The 15758-nt window shown below is 65.6% G+C and carries 12 protein-coding genes; 1 reads left to right on the forward strand and 11 read right to left on the reverse strand.

What is annotated here, in order from left to right:
- Window positions 1–4 precede the first annotated feature (4 nt).
- The 5 genes from ACZ48C_RS12645 to ACZ48C_RS12665 all read right to left on the reverse strand — a co-directional run bounded on the left by ACZ48C_RS12645 (window position 5) and on the right by ACZ48C_RS12665 (window position 6301).
- Window positions 5–1189, reverse strand: coding sequence for a Gfo/Idh/MocA family protein (locus ACZ48C_RS12645; RefSeq protein WP_464781298.1), 1185 nt, complete (start codon window positions 1187–1189; stop codon window positions 5–7).
- Window positions 1190–1367: 178 nt separating this feature from the next.
- On the reverse strand, window positions 1368–2420 hold the full coding sequence (locus tag ACZ48C_RS12650; RefSeq protein ID WP_464781299.1) for a sugar phosphate isomerase/epimerase family protein: 1053 nt from the start codon (window positions 2418–2420) through the stop codon (window positions 1368–1370).
- 301 nt (window positions 2421–2721) lie between these two features.
- Entirely contained in the window at window positions 2722–3672 is a 951-nt protein-coding gene (locus ACZ48C_RS12655; protein ID WP_119256605.1) for a substrate-binding domain-containing protein, read from the reverse strand.
- Window positions 3673–3733: 61 nt separating this feature from the next.
- Complete coding sequence (locus tag ACZ48C_RS12660; RefSeq protein ID WP_318909908.1) at window positions 3734–4738, reverse strand: ABC transporter permease; 1005 nt, start codon at window positions 4736–4738, stop codon at window positions 3734–3736.
- A gap of 36 nt (window positions 4739–4774) precedes the next feature.
- Window positions 4775–6301 (reverse strand): sugar ABC transporter ATP-binding protein, encoded by a 1527-nt coding sequence (locus ACZ48C_RS12665; RefSeq protein WP_119256603.1) that lies wholly within the window; start codon window positions 6299–6301, stop codon window positions 4775–4777.
- Window positions 6302–6508: 207 nt separating this feature from the next.
- Between ACZ48C_RS12665 and ACZ48C_RS12670 the strand changes: the two genes are divergently transcribed.
- Window positions 6509–7540: a LacI family DNA-binding transcriptional regulator gene (locus ACZ48C_RS12670; protein WP_318909909.1), complete on the forward strand. Its 1032-nt coding sequence runs from the start codon at window positions 6509–6511 to the stop codon at window positions 7538–7540.
- Between the two features lie 109 nt (window positions 7541–7649).
- Here ACZ48C_RS12670 and xylA read toward each other — a convergent pair whose 3' ends face one another.
- The 6 genes from xylA to ACZ48C_RS12700 all read right to left on the reverse strand — a co-directional run bounded on the left by xylA (window position 7650) and on the right by ACZ48C_RS12700 (window position 15648).
- Complete coding sequence (gene xylA / locus ACZ48C_RS12675) at window positions 7650–8960, reverse strand: xylose isomerase (protein WP_464781300.1); 1311 nt, start codon at window positions 8958–8960, stop codon at window positions 7650–7652.
- A gap of 27 nt (window positions 8961–8987) precedes the next feature.
- Window positions 8988–10442 (reverse strand): xylulokinase, encoded by a 1455-nt coding sequence (gene xylB / locus ACZ48C_RS12680; RefSeq protein ID WP_464781301.1) that lies wholly within the window; start codon window positions 10440–10442, stop codon window positions 8988–8990.
- Between the two features lie 9 nt (window positions 10443–10451).
- Entirely contained in the window at window positions 10452–11495 is a 1044-nt protein-coding gene (locus ACZ48C_RS12685) for a LacI family DNA-binding transcriptional regulator (RefSeq protein WP_464781302.1), read from the reverse strand.
- Between the two features lie 89 nt (window positions 11496–11584).
- Window positions 11585–12691 (reverse strand): metallophosphoesterase, encoded by a 1107-nt coding sequence (locus ACZ48C_RS12690; protein ID WP_464781303.1) that lies wholly within the window; start codon window positions 12689–12691, stop codon window positions 11585–11587.
- A 76-nt stretch (window positions 12692–12767) separates the two neighbouring features.
- On the reverse strand, window positions 12768–14360 hold the full coding sequence (locus ACZ48C_RS12695; RefSeq protein ID WP_119256597.1) for a DHA2 family efflux MFS transporter permease subunit: 1593 nt from the start codon (window positions 14358–14360) through the stop codon (window positions 12768–12770).
- Window positions 14361–14442: 82 nt separating this feature from the next.
- A complete protein-coding gene (locus ACZ48C_RS12700; RefSeq protein WP_119256786.1) occupies window positions 14443–15648 on the reverse strand; it encodes an HlyD family secretion protein in 1206 nt (401 codons plus the stop codon).
- Between the last annotated feature and the right edge of the window lie 110 nt (window positions 15649–15758).

Raw genomic sequence — 15758 nt, forward strand, 5'->3', positions numbered from 1 at the left:
CGCCTCAGACCTTTACCCAGGCCCCGTTCTTCTTCGACGACTGCACGCAGGCATCGACGAAGAGCATGCCCTTGAGGCCATCATCGACCGTCGGATAGGTGACGGCGGGATCGACCTTCGCGCCGCTGCGCTTGGCATGGATGGCGCGGGCGGCTTCGGAATAGATATTGGCGAAGCCTTCGAGGTAGCCTTCCGGGTGGCCCGAGGGCACGCGGCTGACGCGGGCGGCGGCCGGGCCGGAGCCTGCGCCGCCCCGGGTGATCAGGCGCTTCGGCTCGCCGAAGGGCGTGTACCAGAGATAGTTCGGATCGGCCTGCACCCATTCGAGGCCGCCCCTGGTGCCGTAGACGCGGACCTTGAGGCCGTTCTCGTGGCCGGGCGCGACCTGGCTGCACCAGAGCGTGCCCTTGGCCCGCACGCCGTCCTTCTCCTTGAAGCGCATCATGACATGGGCGTTGTCATCCAGCCGGCGGCCGGGCACGAAGCTGTCGAGATCGGCGGCAAGCTCCTCCAGTTCGAGGCCGGAAACGAAGCAGCCGAGATTGTAGGCATGGGTGCCGATATCGCCGGTGGAGCCGCCCGCGCCGGATTTCGTGGGGTCGGTGCGCCAGGCGGCCTGCTTCTGGCCGCTGCTCTCGATATCCTCCGTCAGCCAGTCCTGCGGATATTCCATCTGGACAAGGCGGATCGCGCCGAGCTCGCCGTTCCGGATCATCTCGCGGGCCTGCCGGACCATCGGATAGCCGGTGTAGTTGTGGGTGAGAACGAAGAGCGCGTCGCTCTCTTCCGTGAGCTTCTTCAGCTTGCGGGCGTCGGCCAGCGTCGAGGTCAGCGGCTTGTCGCAGATGACGTGGATGCCGCGCTTCAGGAATTCCTTCGCGGCCTCGTAATGCACATGGTTCGGCGTGACGATCGCCACGGCCTCGATGCCGTTCTTCAGCTTGGCCTCGCGGATCGCCATCTCCTTGAAGCTGCCGTAGCTGCGCGACGGGTCGAGCCCGAGTTCGCGGGCCGACTGCTCGGCCTTTTCCGGCGAGGACGAGAGCGCGCCGGCGACGAGCTCGTAATGATCGTCGAGCCGGGCGGCGATGCGGTGCACCGCGCCGATGAACGCGCCCGAGCCGCCACCGACCATGCCGAGCCGGATGCGGCGCTCCCGCGTTTCGTTTGCGCTTCCTTCGATTGCCATGCGGCTTTCCTCCTTGATGTTGCTACGGGAGGCTCACCCCCCTCTGTCACTTCGTGACATCTCCCCCACAAGGGGGGAGATTGACTGGTGCCATGTCGGATATGGCAACACCCCGCCGCATCCGATCTCCCCCCTTGTGGGGGAGATGCCCGGCAGGGCAGAGGGGGTATCCCCGACCTCAAAGCCCGAGCATGCGCCGGTTGGCGGCCTGGTCCGTGCCGGCGTCGGCGAAGTCGTCGAAGGCCTTTTCCGTCACGCGGATGATGTGTGCCTTGACGAATTCGGCCCCTTCGTGGGCGCCGTCTTCAGGATGCTTCAGCGCGCACTCCCATTCGACCACGGCCCAGCCGGCGAAATCGTTGGCGGCCATCTTGGAGAAGACGGCGCCGAAATCGACCTGACCGTCGCCGAGCGAGCGGAAGCGGCCGGCGCGGTTCACCCAGCTCTGATAGCCGCCATAGACGCCCTGTCGGCCCGTCGGGTTGAACTCGGCATCCTTCACATGGAACATGCGGATGCGGTCCTTGTAGATGTCGATATTGTCGAGATAGTCGAGGCACTGAAGGACATAATGCGAGGGATCGTAGAGCATGCAGGCGCGGGCATGGTTGCCGGTGCGCTCCAGGAACATCTCGTAGGTGATGCCGTCGTGCAGGTCCTCGCCCGGATGGATCTCGTAGCAAATGTCGACGCCGTTCTCCTCGGCATGGTCGAGGATCGGCTTCCAGCGCTTCGCCAGTTCGTCGAAGGCAGTCTCAACGAGGCCGGCGGGGCGCTGCGGCCAGGGATAGACGAAGGGCCAGGCGAGCGCGCCGGAGAAGCTGGCCATGGCATCGAGGCCGAGATTGCGCGAGGCCGTCAGCGCCAGCTTCACCTGCTCCACCGCCCATGCCTGCCGGGCCTTCGGATTGCCGCGCACTTCGGGCACGGCAAAGCCGTCGAAAGCCTCGTCATAGGCGGGATGCACGGCGACCAGCTGGCCCTGCAGATGAGTGGAAAGCTCGGTGATCTCGACGCCGTTCTCACGCGCCTTGCCGGCGAACTCGTCGCAATAGGCCTTGGATTCCGCCGCCTTCTTCAGGTCGATCAGGCGCGCATCCCAGGTCGGGACCTGCACGCCCTTGTAGCCGATATCGGCCGCCCATTTGGTGATCGAGTCCCAGGAATTGAACGGCGCGGCATCACCGGCGAACTGTGCGAGAAACAGGCCGGGGCCCTTGATCGTCTTCATTTTCGGCTTCCTCCCATGGAGCTGGCCATGGTCGCGGCCAGTCGATGATATTTTTGCGGTACGTACCGCAGAGCGTGGAAAGCTATCGGCCTTTGGCCGGGCGGGCAATGCGGAATTATCGGCGGCGGTGGAATGTGAGGCGATGGATGACGCGGCACGGATATCCGGTAGTGTTCGCCACGCCCTACCATCTCTCCTTCGTCGTGGTCGGGCTTGACGCGACCACGACGAAGGAGAGCGTGGCGCGGTCATGGACAAACCGCCCGGGCCGAAAACCCGGGCGGCTCGCTTCGTCGTCAGATCAGAACGGGGAATCCGGGAAGTAGAAGTCCTTCGCGTTGTCCTTCGTCACCAGCGTGGCGTCGATGGTGTAGACGCCGCGGACCGGGACCTGGCCGTAGAAGTTGGCGACGGTCATTTCGAGCGCGGTGCCGACCATTGCCGGCGGATAGAGCACGTCGACCGGGATCATCTTGTCGCCGTCCATGACCTTCTTGATCATGTCCTTCGAGCCTGCCCCGGCGACGACATACTGGATGTCCGTGCGGCCGGCCTGCTCGATGGCCTGGAGGACGCCGACGGCCATGTCGTCGTCCTGGCACCATACGACGTCGATCTTCTGGTACTTGGTCAGGTAGTCCTGCATGACCTTGAAGGCGTCGTCGCGGTTCCAGTTGCCGTACTGGCGATCGAGAATCTTGACGCCCGAGCCTTCGATGCCCTTGTCGAAGCCATCCTGGCGCTGCTGGTCGATCGGGATCGCCATGCCGCGGATGACGACGACTTCGGCGTCCGGCGTCGTGGTCTTGATATATTCGCCGGCCGTCTGGCCGAGGGCGAAGTTGTTGCCGGCGACATAGAGGTCACGCACGGAATTGTCGTTGGTGCTCGGCGCACGGTCGACCAGCGCGACGAAGGTGCCCTTGCCCTTGACTTCCTTGATGGCGTTGACGAGCGGATCCGGGTCGGTCGGCAGGATGACGAGCGCGTCGATGCCCTGCGTCTCGAGGTCCTGCACGGCATTCGCCTGGCTTGCCGGATCGGGCGAGGTCTTGACGATGACGTTGAGGCCCGGATTGCGCTCCATCAGGAGCTTGGCGACGCGCTCGGCATGGTAGACGACGCCGGAGGTCCAGCCATGGTCGGCGGCCGGGATCGACACGCCGATCGTCACCTTCTTGTCTTCTGCGTGCACGGCGCCGGCGATGAGCGCCATGGCGGCGACCGTCAGGCCCAAAAGTTTCTTGCGCATGAGTTTCCTCCCAAAAGCAGGTCTGTTTTTCTGACCGGGCGACCCGTTGACCCGGCTAGTCCTACGACTTCCGCACCAGCGAGCGCTGGACGAGCATCGCAATGATGATGATCGCACCCTGGATGGCCCCGATCAGATATTCGCTGATGAAGTTGGAGAGCAGCATGATGTTGCCGACCAGCTCGAGAATGAAGGCGCCGCAGATCGTGCCCCAGACACGCCCTGCCCCGCCCTTCAGCGCCGTGCCGCCGACGACGACCGCGGTGATCGCCTGCAATTCCCACAGGATGCCCGTGGTGGCGGAGGTGGAGCCGAGGCGCGGCACGTAGAGCAGCACGGCGATGGCGACGCACAGGCCCTGGATGACGAAGGCGATGGTGCGCACGCGGTTGACCGGGATGCCGGAATAGCGCGCGACGTCGCTGTTCGAGCCGACCGCCACGACATGGCGGCCGTAGCGCGTGCGATAGAGCACGAAGGCGGCGATGGCCGTGACGACGAGGATGACGACGATCGGCACCGGCACGCCGAGGATGTAGCCGAAATAGGCCGGGCGATACATCGCCTGCAGTTCCGGCTCGCGCAGCGTGATCGCGCCGCCCTGCGACAGCCAGGTGGTCAGGCCGCGATAGATACCCATCGTGCCGAGCGTGGCGATGAAGGGCTCGATCTTGCCGACCGTGGTGATGAGGCCGTTGGCAAGGCCGCAGGCCGCGCCGATGACCAGCGTCAGCACGACGGCGGCGGCAAGCATCATGCCGGGATCGGCGATCACGCCCGAATTCATGAAGAGGATCATGATCGAGGCGACGAAGGCCACCATCGAGCCGACCGAGAGGTCGAGGTCCCCCGAGGAGATGACGAAGGTCGCGCCGACCGCGATGATCGCGATGAAGGCGCTGCGCGTCGCGACATTGGCGAGGTTGTTGAGCCCGATGAAGTTGGGGTTCACCAGCGCGCCGACGATGAGGAGCAGCGCGAGCGCGGCAAAGGGCGCGACGGCCCTCAGATCCACATCCCGCCAGCTTCGGCCCCGCGGCTTCGTTTCGACTGCGTCTTCCGTCATGTTCGTCCCCGACGTAATGCGTTGTTCTGGCGGCGATCAGGCCGCGGTCTTTTTCTTGAGGCCGGCCGAATAGCGCATGATCTCCTGCTCGGAGATTTCCTCGCCTTCGAGAATGCCGACGATCCGCCCTTCCCGCATGACGGCGACGCGCGTGCACAGGCCGATGATCTCCGGCATCTCCGAGGAGACGACGACGATCGACTTGCCGTCGCGGGCGAGCGCCGAGATGAAATGGTAGATCTGCTGCTTGGTGCCGACATCGATGCCGCGCGTCGGCTCGTCGATGATGATGACGTCGGGCTCGGTCTCCATGACCTTGGCGAGCAGCAGCTTCTGCTGGTTGCCGCCCGACATGCGGCCGGCGACGACACGTCCGTCACGCACGCGGATGTCGAAGCGGCGGCGGGCGCGCTCCAGCGCGGTCGCCTCGCTCTTCGGGCTGAGATAACCGTAGCTGCCGTGCTTTTCCAGCGATTGCAGCGTGAGGTTCGCCGTCATGCGCGAGTTCAGCAGCAGGCCCTTGTGCTTGCGGTCCTTGGTCATATAGGCGATGCCGACGCGGTTGGCGGCGTGGACGTCGCCGCCCGGCACGCTCTCGCCGCGCAGCCTGACCTCGCCGGCCGTGCGCGCCCGAAGACCCGCAACGGCCTCCATCAGTTCCGAGCGGCCGGAGCCGATCAGGCCGGAAAAGCCGAGGATCTCGCCCTTGCGGACCTCGAAGCTCGCATCCTTGACATAGCCCGTCGAAAGCCCCTCGACGGCGAGCGTGACCTCCTCGTCGACGCTCGGCTCCTGCTTGGCGGGATAGAGGCTGGAAAGCTCGCGGCCGACCATGAGCTGGGCGATGGATTCGCCGTCGAGAATGCTCGTGGGCGCGGTCTTCACCCATTGCCCGTCGCGCAGCACCGTGACGCGGTCGGTCAGCTCCATGACCTCGTCCAGCTTGTGCGAGACGAAGACGAAGGACGTGCCCTTCTCGCGCAGCTTGCGCACCTGACGGAAGAGGTAATTGGTCTCCTCGCGGGAAAGAACGGCCGTCGGCTCGTCCATGAAGATGATGCGCGCATCGCGGCTGATGGCTTTCGCAATCTCCACCATCTGCTTGTCGGCGATGGAGAGCGAGCTGATCAGCGCATTCTCATCGACATGGGAGCCGAGCTGGTCGAGCACGCGGCGCGTCTCGGCGCGCATGAACTTGCGGTCGAGCACGCCGAAACGCGTGACCTCGCGGCCGAGGAACAGGCTCTCGGTGACGGTGAGATGTTCGGCGAGATTGAATTCCTGGTGGATGATGACGATGCCGAGTGCTTCGGCCTGCCCGTTCGGCGGCAGCTTCACCGGCTGGCCGTCCAGCAGGATCTCGCCGGAGGTCGGCTGCTCGAAACCGGAGAGGATTTTCACCAGCGTCGACTTGCCGGCGCCGTTCTCGCCCATGAGCGCGTGGATCTCGCCGGCGCGAAGCTCGAAATTGACGCTGAACAGAACCTGTACGCCATTGAAAGACTTGCTGATACGGCGTGCAGCGAGAACGACGGGAGCCCCGTCGGCAGCGTCCGGATTCATCGATTTTCTCCCTGCGGCTCCCTACCGCTTGAGCATGATGTAAACCTTTACACTGGCTATGTAAAGGTTTACATCATTGGATATCAGGAATTTTCACCAAGCGCCGTTTGACCCTCGGGCCAGTCTGTGTAGTGTCCCCCGCACTTCGTTTGTTTGACGCGGTTTCGGGCGTCTTCCCGGACCTGCCATCGCTAAGTGAGAGCCAGTTTGTCGACGTCCAGCCCTGCCACGATCGAGGATGTAGCGCGCATCGCGCAGGTCTCGATCGCGACCGTTTCAAGGGCGATCCATACCCCGGAAAAGGTGGCGAACTCGACGCGGCTGAAGGTCAACCAGGCCATCGCCATCACCGGCTACACGACCAATGCGATGGCGCGGAGCCTGCGCCTCGGCCGGTCGAACATGATCCTCGTCGTGGCGCCCGATATCGGCGACCCGAACTTCTCCAACATCCTCGTGGGCCTGGAAAACGAGGCGCGGGCGCATGGCTACGGCATCCTCATCGGCCATACGCAGAACGATCCGCAGCGCGGCCTCGAATATCTGAAGTTCCTGAATTCCAACCAGGCGGCGGGGCTGATCCTTTTCACCGGCATCCTGCCCTTCGGCCACCAGAGCATGACCGCGCGCCTGCCGCCCAGCGTCGGCGTCTTCGAGCCGGTCTATAATGGCGGCATCCCCTATGTCGGCGTCGACGATATCGAGGGCGCGCGCAAGGCCGTCGACCTGCTGATCGCCGAGGGCCACCGCAAGATCGCCTTCATCGGCGATTCGCGCACGCGCCTTGCCTATAGCCGCCGCCGGCAGGGTTATGACGAGGGGCTGGACGCCGCCGGTGTGCCGCCGCGCGACCGCCTCATCCTCGAAGGCGACGGCACTATCGAGAGCGGGCGCCTCGCACTCGAACAGCTCTTCATGCGCGACACGCTGCCGAGCGCCTTCATGTGCGTTAACGACCAGACGGCCATCGGCGTGATGATCGGCCTCGGCGCGCGCGGCTACGACATTCCGACGGACTTTTCCGTGACCGGCTTCGACGACGTGCCGCAGGCGACCTTCATGACGCCGTCGCTGACCACGATCCGCCAGCCGCGCACCGCCATCGGCAAGAGCTCGATGGCGCTTCTGCTGGAGCTGCTTTCGGGGAGCGAGCCGCCGGAAGCCGAAATCCTGCTGACGCCGGACCTCATCGTGCGCAATTCTGTCTCCACCCCGGCGCGGCGGTTTTTGAAGCGGTAACTGTCTCAACCGGCATGGGTGCGGGCCAGAGAGGATATCTGCGGCGAGCGCTTCAGCCCGCAACGAAAAAGGGCGCCATTCGGCGCCCCTCTCCATATCGCAAAGCCACTCAAACGTAGCGGTTGACCACGTTTTCCAGCAGTTCCTGCCGGCCGGAACGCGGCTGGGGATTGACGTTGCCGGAAAGCACATAGGCCTCCAGCGCTTCCAGCGAGGAACCGCCGGAAAGGATCTTCTGCGCATCCGGCTTCTGCCAGCCGGCATAGCGCTCGGCGAGCGGGCCGGAGAGCGCCTTGTCCTCGACCATCTTCGCCGCTGCCTTCAGGCCACGCGCGCAGCAATCCATGCCGCCGATATGGCCGATGAGCAGATCCGCCGGGTCGATCGACTGGCGGCGCAGCTTGGCGTCGAAATTGGTGCCGCCCGTCGTGAAGCCGCCGCCGGCGAGGACCTGGTAATAGGCGAGCGCCATTTCCGGCACGTTGTTGGGGAACTGGTCGGTATCCCAGCCGGACTGGTAATCGTTGCGGTTCATGTCGATCGAGCCGAAGACGCCCAGCGCATTGGCGAGCGCCAGCTCGTGCTCGAAGGAATGGCCGGCGAGGATCGCATGGCCCTGCTCGATATTGAGCTTCACCTCGTTTTCCAGGCCGTACTTCTTCAGGAAGCCGTAGACCGTCGCGACGTCGTAGTCATACTGGTGCTTGGTCGGCTCCTGCGGCTTCGGCTCGATGAGGATCGCGCCCTTGAAGCCGATCTTGTGCTTGTATTCCACCACCATGTTGACGAAGCGGCCGAGCTGGTCGAGTTCCTGGCCGATATTGGTGTTGAGCAGGGTCTCGTAGCCTTCGCGGCCGCCCCAGAGCACATAGTTGTCGCCGCCGAGGCGCTGCGTCGCGTCGATGCAGGTCTTCACGGTCGCGGCGGCGAAGGCGAAGACGGCCGGGTCCGGATTGGTCGCCGCGCCGCCCATGTAGCGGCGGTTAGAAAAGAGGTTCGCCGTGCCCCAGAGCAGCTTGACGCCGGTCGCGGCCTGCTTTTCGGCGAAGTAGTCGACGATCTCGTTGAGGTTCTTCGTGTTCTCGACGAAGTCCTTGCCTTCCGGGCGCACGTCGGCGTCGTGGAAGCAGTAGAAGGGCACGCCGAGAAGCTGGAAGAATTCGAAGGCGACGTCGGCCTTCAGCTTCGCGGCCTTCATCGTATCCTCGAACCACGGGCGCTCGAAGGTCTGGCCGCCGAAGGGATCGCCGCCCGGCCAGACGAAGGTGTGCCAGTAGGCGACGGCAAAGCGCAGGTGATCCTCCATGCGCTTGCCCATGACGATCTCGTCGGGATTGTAATGACGGAAGGCGAGCGGATTGGTGCTCTCGGGACCTTCATACTTGATCTTGGCGATATCGCCGAAGAAGCCGGTGGCCATGGGTGTCTCCTCTTGAATGGTCGTTGATCAGTAGGCGGCGCGGATCGCCGGATAGAGGCGGCGGTAGCGCTGATAGGCGTCCTCGTAGGCGGCGGTGAGCGCGGCCTCGGGTTCGATGGTTTCGGCAGTGGCGGGCGCGGTCAGCACCTCCGTCGGGTTCGCGCCGGTCGCGGCGATGAGGCCGAGGCGGGCGGCGCCGAAAGCGGCACCGAAATCGCCGTCGGCCGGCAGGTCGACGGGAAGGTCCAGAGCCGTCGCGATGGATTTCAGCCAGTAGCGCGAGCGCGAGCCGCCACCGATGGCGGTGACGCGCGACAGGCGCGTGCCGGCGGATTTCAGCGCTTCGAGATTGTCGCGGAGCGCGAAGGAAACGCCCTCCAGCACCGCCTGCGTCAGTACCGGCCGGCCGCTCTCATGGCCGAGGCCGACGAAGGCGCCGCGGATGGCGGCATCGTTGTGCGGCGTGCGCTCGCCCGAGAGATAGGGCAGGAAGGTGACGCTGGAGGGCGCCTGCAGCACCTCGCCGAGTTCCTTCGTAAGATCGGCGGCGGAAGCGCCGGTGACGCGGGAATGCCAGTTGAGCGCATCGGCCGCCGAAAGGATGACGCCCATCTGGTGCCAGGTATTGGGCAGCGCGTGGCAGAAGGCGTGCACGGCGCTTTCCGGGTTCGGCAGGTAGCTGGCATTCGCCGCGAAGAGCACGCCGGACGTGCCGAGCGAAACGAAGGCCGTGCCCTCGCGCACCGTGCCCATGCCGCAGGCCGAAGCCGCGTTGTCCCCTGCCCCGCCGGCAACGACGACGCCTTCGCCGAGGCCCCATTTCGACGAAAGCTCCGGCCGCAACGTGCCGGCCGGCTCGGTGCCTTCCACGAGGCCCGGCATCTGGCGTTCTTCGAGGTCGGTGGCGGCCAGCAGTTCGGCGGACCATTTGCGCGCGCCGGTATCGAGCCAGGAGGTGCCGGCGGAATCGGACATTTCGGAGAGGTGCTCGCCCGTCAGCCAGAGGCGGAGATAATCCTTGGGCAGCAGCACCCAGCGGACTTTCGCGAAGGTGTCGGGCTCGTTGTTCTTCACCCAGGCAAGCTTCGGCGCGGTGAAGCCGGGGAAGACGATGTTGCCGGTGATTCTCCTGAAGCGCGGATCGGCGTCGAGCGCGGCGGCTTCCCTGTGGCTGCGCGTGTCGTTCCACATAATGCAGGGGCGCAGCACCTTGTCATCCGCATCGATCAGCGTCGCGCCGTGCATGTGGCCGGAAAGGCCGATGCCGCGCACGGCGGAGAACTCGGCGGGGTGGGCGGCGCGAAGGCTGGCGATCGCCTCCTCCGTCGCTCGGATCCAGTCGGCCGGGTCCTGTTCCGACCAGCCGGCGTGCAGGCGCGCGGTCTCGACCTCCCTGCCGGAGGCCGAGCCGACGACCGTCTGGTCCGCATCGATCAGCATGGCTTTCACGCCCGACGTGCCGAGGTCGATCCCGAGATACATGGCTGTCTCCTAGTTTTCCTCATCCGGGCCGGCCGGGAGGTTGTCCTTGATGAAGATGTCGAGGCGGATGCGCTCCTGCGCGGCATTGACCGGCAGGCCGTCCGCCTTGGCGCGCAGCACGCGGATGGCGCTGCGCACCTCATGGCCGGCATCCTGGTTGAGCACGGCATCGACGACGCCGCTTTCCAGCGCCGCGCGGGTCTCGCCCGTCAACTCGTGCACGATCACGCAGAGATCGCTCCTGCCGCGTTCCGCGAGCGCTGCAAGCAGGCCGCGATTACCGGCGCCGAGGCTGTAGATGCCGGCAAGGTCCGGCACATTGGCGAGGCAATCGGCGATCAGCGAGAAGGAAAGCTCCGGATCGTCCTGCCCTTCCAGCACCGGCAGGATGGCGCGAGCCTCCGGCATGGCCGACATGGCGGCGAGAAAGCCCTCGAGACGCTCGCCATGGTCGCGCACGCGCATGGAGCCGGCGAGCACCGCGACCGGGCCGGGCCGGCCGCCGAGGAAGCGGCCCATCAGGCTGCCGGCGGTGCGGCCGGCGGCGATGTTGTCGACGCCGACGAAATGATCGCGGCCCGAGCCGGCAAGATCGGAAACGAGGGTGACGACGGGAATGCCGGCCTCATGCGCGCGGGCGATGGCGTCGGAGACCTCCGGCGCATCCACGGCGATGGCGGCGATGCCAGAGACGTCTTCGGCGATGGCGGCATCGATGGCCTTCGCCAGCGCCGCCGCGTCGAAGGCCGGCACCGTCGCCACGGAAAGGCGGGTGCGCTCGACGGCGGAATGGAGGCCGGCGCGGCGCACCTCCGCCTCCAGCCCGCGCATGAAGGGATTGTCGCCCTCCGGCAGGATGAAGACGAGCGGGTAGACGCGGCTCTTGGCAAGGTTCGCCGCCGCGACGTCGCGCACATAGCCGAGCGCGGCGATCGCCGCCTCGACCCTCGCGCGCGTGACGCCGCGCACGCCCGGCCGGTCGTTCAGGACGCGGTCGACCGTGGCGAGGCTGACGCCCGCCTTGTCGGCGATATCGTGAACCGTGGGTCTCATCTCTCCTCCGTGGCGTGAGCCTTAGAGGAATTTTTGATGTACGTAAATCAGAAATTTTCAGGCAAGGTCCGGAGGCCGGTTTTGCGGGGCTATAGGCGCTTGCTGAAGGCGTGGGTGAAGAGGAGATCGGCGGGGTTCTCGCCGGCCTTCGCGAGGGCGACGTCCATGAAGGTGTCGGTGACGCGCACCAGCGCGAGGCCGCCGAGGAAGGCGGCGATGGGCTTGAAGATATCGTATCCCTCGCGGTTGTAGATCATCGGCGTCGGATGCTCGTGGCCATGGAAGATGCCGGCGACATTGTAGCCCTTGAGGGCGGCAAGCAGGGCGGCGCGCTCCTCGTCGCTCCACCAGTGCGCGGGACCCGCGCCAGTCGGATCGAAGGTCTTCGCCGCCGGGTCCCAGTGCTCGGTGGAGAAATGGTCCCAGCCGTAATGCTGGAAGAGCACGACGGGCCGGCCGTCTGCGGCATAGGCGGCAAGATCCTGCTGCAGCCAGGGCAGGCCGCTGACCGCACCCTTGGTGTGGTCGCCGCCGAAGCGCTGGAGCTGGATGAGGTGCAGCCCGCCCCAGTCCCAGGAATAGTTGTCCGAATCGAGATCGTAGTTCGTCACCGGCACCGGCGCCTTGTAGAAGACCGTGGAGCGATGGTTGAGCTCGACATAGTCGCGCAGTTCGCGGCGATACCAGTCGATATGCGGGGCGACGCCGTCCTGGTCGAGATCGTGATTGCCGAGGCCGTTATAGACCGGGTAGTGCACCCGGTCCGGCCCGGTGCCCTGCTGGTAGCGGCTGGCGAATTGCTGGAGCTGCCACCCCTCGCCCGGCACCTTCACCCGCCCGCCGCCGTCATCCGTCATGTCGCCGCCAAGCACGAGGCCGAGGGGCGCGGCGATGGGCGCGCCGGCGCTCGCAAGGCCGGAGGGCTTGCCGTCGATCACCGCCGGCCAGACGAGGCTGCCGACCGCGTTGACCGCCGCGACATGCCGCAGCAGCGCGGCATCCGTCTTGCCCTCGGCCGCGCAATCCGGACTGAGGCCGTCAGCGGAAACGAGGCAGGCATGCACGTCGCAGGAAAAGAGGAAGGTCGCGTCCGTCACGGGACGCTGCGCCGTCGACGCAAATTTCGGAAGGACGAAGGAAAGGCCGAGGCCGCCCGCGGCTGTCAGGAGATGGCGACGGGTAGGATTGAAGGGCATGCTTGTCTCCGGGCATCGATCACGCCGCCATTCTGGCGGACGGACCGATGTCCCGGCAAGAGGGTTTCGGGCGGGCTCAGTGCCCGCCGCCGCCCCCGACACCCGATTGCGGCTTGCTGATCGCGAAGGCGCAGACGACGAGCGAACCGAAGAGGACGGTCAGGAGCAGGAAGATATCGATGAAGGACAGGATATAGGCCTGCTGCTGCACCATGCCGGCCATCTGCTTGATGGCGATGGTCGGCCCGTCGAGGCCATGGGCGGAGAAGTTCGAGGCCATGTTGCGCAGCTGCTCGACGGCGACCGGATTGCCCCACTGCACATGCTCGGACAGGCGCAGGTAATGCTCCTGCGAACGCTGGGTGAGGATGGTGTTGATGACCGCGAGGCCCACGGCGCCGCCGAGGTTACGCGTCAGGTTGAAAAGGCCGGAGGCGTTGCGGATGCGGTCGGGCGGCAGCGTGCCGAGCGCCACGTTGTTGATCGGCACCATGCAGATCATCAGCGAGACGCCGCGCAGGATCTGCGGCACCAGCAGCTCGTAGAAATCCCAGTCGGCGGTGAGCTGCGTCATCGACCACGTGCCGAGCGCGAAACCGCCGAAGCCCATCATCATCATGACGCGCGGATCGAGCCGCGAAGACATCATGCCGGCGATCGGCGCGGTGCAGAACATGGCAAGGCCCGAGACGAACATCGTCTCGCCGATCATCAGCGAATCGTAGCCGCGGATGCGCCCGAGATAGAGCGGATAGAGATAGGTGAGGCCATAGAGCCCGATGCCCATGACGAAGGAGAAGACCGAGCCGAAGGCGAAGTTGCGGTTGGCGAAGGCGCGCAGGTCCACCACCGGGAACGGCACCTTGAAGGCCCGCCAGAAGAAGACGATGGCGCCGATGGCGACGGCGACAGAGCCGAGCACGATATGCTCGTCGCTGAACCAGTCCTTGTTGTTGCCCTCTTCCAGCACGTATTCCAGCGAGCCGAGGAACACCGCCATGGAGATGAGCCCCCACCAGTCGAAGCGCTTCATCAGGCCGAATTCCGGCTTGTCGAAATCGATCAGGTTGAAGGTGAGGACCGTGACGATGATGCCGGGAATGATGTTGACGAGGAACAGCCAGTGCCAGGAGAAGGCATGGCTGAGATAGCCGCCCACCGTCGGGCCGATGGTGGGGGCGAGCGTCGCGACGAGGCCGATCATCGGCGAGACGACGGAACGCTTGGAAGGCGGGAAGATGGTGAAGGCGGCCGCGAAGACCGAGGGGATCATGCCGCCGCCGATGAAGCCCTGGATGGCGCGGTAGACGATCATCTGGTCGATATTCGTCGCCGTCGCCGCAAGGGCGCTGGCGATGGTGAAGCCGGCGGCCGAGAAGCTGAACAGCACGCGCGTCGAGACGATGCGCGCCAGCGTGCCGGACAGCGGGATCATGATGACTTCGGCGATCAGGTAGGAGGTCTGCACCCAGGCGATCTCGTCCGCGCCCGCGCCGAGGCCCGCCTGGATCTCCGACAGCGAAGCCGAGACGATCTGGATGTCGAGGATCGACATGAACATGCCGAAGACCATCGCGAAGAACGCGATGACGCGGCGGACGGGAACCTTGTCGGCATGGGCGGGCGCGCCCGCAAATGCACCGGCAGTCGGTTGAGCGGTCGCGGCCATGGCCCGCGCTCCCTTGCTGGAGCATCTAGCGGCCGGGTGTCGTCACCCGGCCGCTAGATGCGGTAAAAGTTGGATCCGAAAGTTACTCGGCCGTCGCGGCGACCGCCGAGCCCGCGGGGGCCGTACGGCTGTCGACATCGACGACCACGCTCAGGCCCGCACGAAGCTTGCCGCTGTCCAGCGCTTCCTTCGGAAGGGCGATGCGAACCGGCACGCGCTGCGTGACCTTGGTGAAGTTGCCCGTCGCGTTCTCTGCCGGCAGCAGCGAGAAGACCGAGCCGGAAGCCGGTGCGATCGAGGACACGGTGCCGAGGATGTCGTCGTCCTCATAGGCGTCGACATGCAGGTGCACCTTCGAGCCGGGCACGAGATGGGCGATCTGCGTTTCCTTGAAGTTCGCCTCGACATAGAGGTCCGTCACCGGAACCAGCGCGGCAAGGCGCTGGCCGGCCGAGACGAGATCGCCGACCTGCACGGAGACATTGCCGACGACGCCGTCATAGGGCGCCTTCAGCACGGTGAAGCCGAGGTCGCGCGCGGCCTTGTCGCGGGCAAGCTCGAGCGTGCGGATGCCGCTCTCGGACTCGGCGCGCTGGGCCTGGAGGACAGCGATATTCGCCTTTGCGGACACGATATTGGCATCCGCGCCGACGAGGTTCGCCTTGGCCTGGTCGAGCGCCACCGTGGCGCTGTCGAGCGAGGCGGTTGTGCCGACGGCCTTGGCATTCAGTTCCTTGGCGCGCTTTTCGGCGACTTCCGCGCCGTTGAGCGCGGCCTGGTAGGCGGTCTTCTGGGCTTCCGCCTGGGCAAGGCTCGCCTTCGCACCGTCGATCTGCGCGTCGATGCGGTCGAGCGCCAGCTTCTGGGTGGCGATCTGCGCCTCCGCCTGCTCCTTCGCAAGACGATAGTCGCCGTCGTCGAGCGTGACGAGCGGCTCGCCGGCCTTGACCGTCTGGTTGGCGACGACATTGACCGCGGCCACATAGCCGGAGACCTTCGGCGAGATCGAGGCGATATCGCCCTCGATATAGGCGTCGTCGGTCGAGATCATGAAGCGGCCATGCGTCCACCACTGGTAGCCGTACCAACCGGCGGCGGCGAGCAGCGCCAGGCCGAGGATCGGCAGCATCATGCGGCGGCCGCCCTTCTTCTTCTCGGGCTGCGCGGCCACGGCCTCGGGCGCCGCGGCCTCCGCCGTCGTCACTGGCCGGGCCTCCGCGGTCTCGGCCTCAAAATCGTCGTTGACCGGGCGAACCTTCGCCGTGCCGGCGCCATGGGAAGTCGACATGCGCATGCCACCATTCTCGGGGTGAAATTTAAAAATTAACTGAACTGAACCGTTCGGTTCGATTTGACATAGTCCTCTTTTTCCCGCATATCAAGTGAAATCGAACCGGG

The sequence above is a fragment of the Shinella sp. 1A1 genome, assembly GCF_055379515.1.

Excerpts from the sequence above, each read along its gene's own strand:
- ACZ48C_RS12645 (WP_464781298.1), bottom strand. The coding sequence starts at position 1,189 with ATGGCAATCGAAGGAAGCGCAAACGAAACGCGGGAGCGCCGCATCCGG.
- ACZ48C_RS12650 (WP_464781299.1), bottom strand. The coding sequence starts at position 2,420 with ATGAAGACGATCAAGGGCCCCGGCCTGTTTCTCGCACAGTTCGCCGGT.
- ACZ48C_RS12655 (WP_119256605.1), bottom strand. The coding sequence starts at position 3,672 with ATGCGCAAGAAACTTTTGGGCCTGACGGTCGCCGCCATGGCGCTCATC.
- ACZ48C_RS12660 (WP_318909908.1), bottom strand. The coding sequence starts at position 4,738 with ATGACGGAAGACGCAGTCGAAACGAAGCCGCGGGGCCGAAGCTGGCGG.
- ACZ48C_RS12665 (WP_119256603.1), bottom strand. The coding sequence starts at position 6,301 with ATGAATCCGGACGCTGCCGACGGGGCTCCCGTCGTTCTCGCTGCACGC.
- xylA (WP_464781300.1), bottom strand. The coding sequence starts at position 8,960 with ATGGCCACCGGCTTCTTCGGCGATATCGCCAAGATCAAGTATGAAGGT.
- xylB (WP_464781301.1), bottom strand. The coding sequence starts at position 10,442 with ATGTATCTCGGGATCGACCTCGGCACGTCGGGCGTGAAAGCCATGCTG.
- ACZ48C_RS12685 (WP_464781302.1), bottom strand. The coding sequence starts at position 11,495 with ATGAGACCCACGGTTCACGATATCGCCGACAAGGCGGGCGTCAGCCTC.
- ACZ48C_RS12690 (WP_464781303.1), bottom strand. The coding sequence starts at position 12,691 with ATGCCCTTCAATCCTACCCGTCGCCATCTCCTGACAGCCGCGGGCGGC.
- ACZ48C_RS12695 (WP_119256597.1), bottom strand. The coding sequence starts at position 14,360 with ATGGCCGCGACCGCTCAACCGACTGCCGGTGCATTTGCGGGCGCGCCC.
- ACZ48C_RS12700 (WP_119256786.1), bottom strand. The coding sequence starts at position 15,648 with ATGTCGACTTCCCATGGCGCCGGCACGGCGAAGGTTCGCCCGGTCAAC.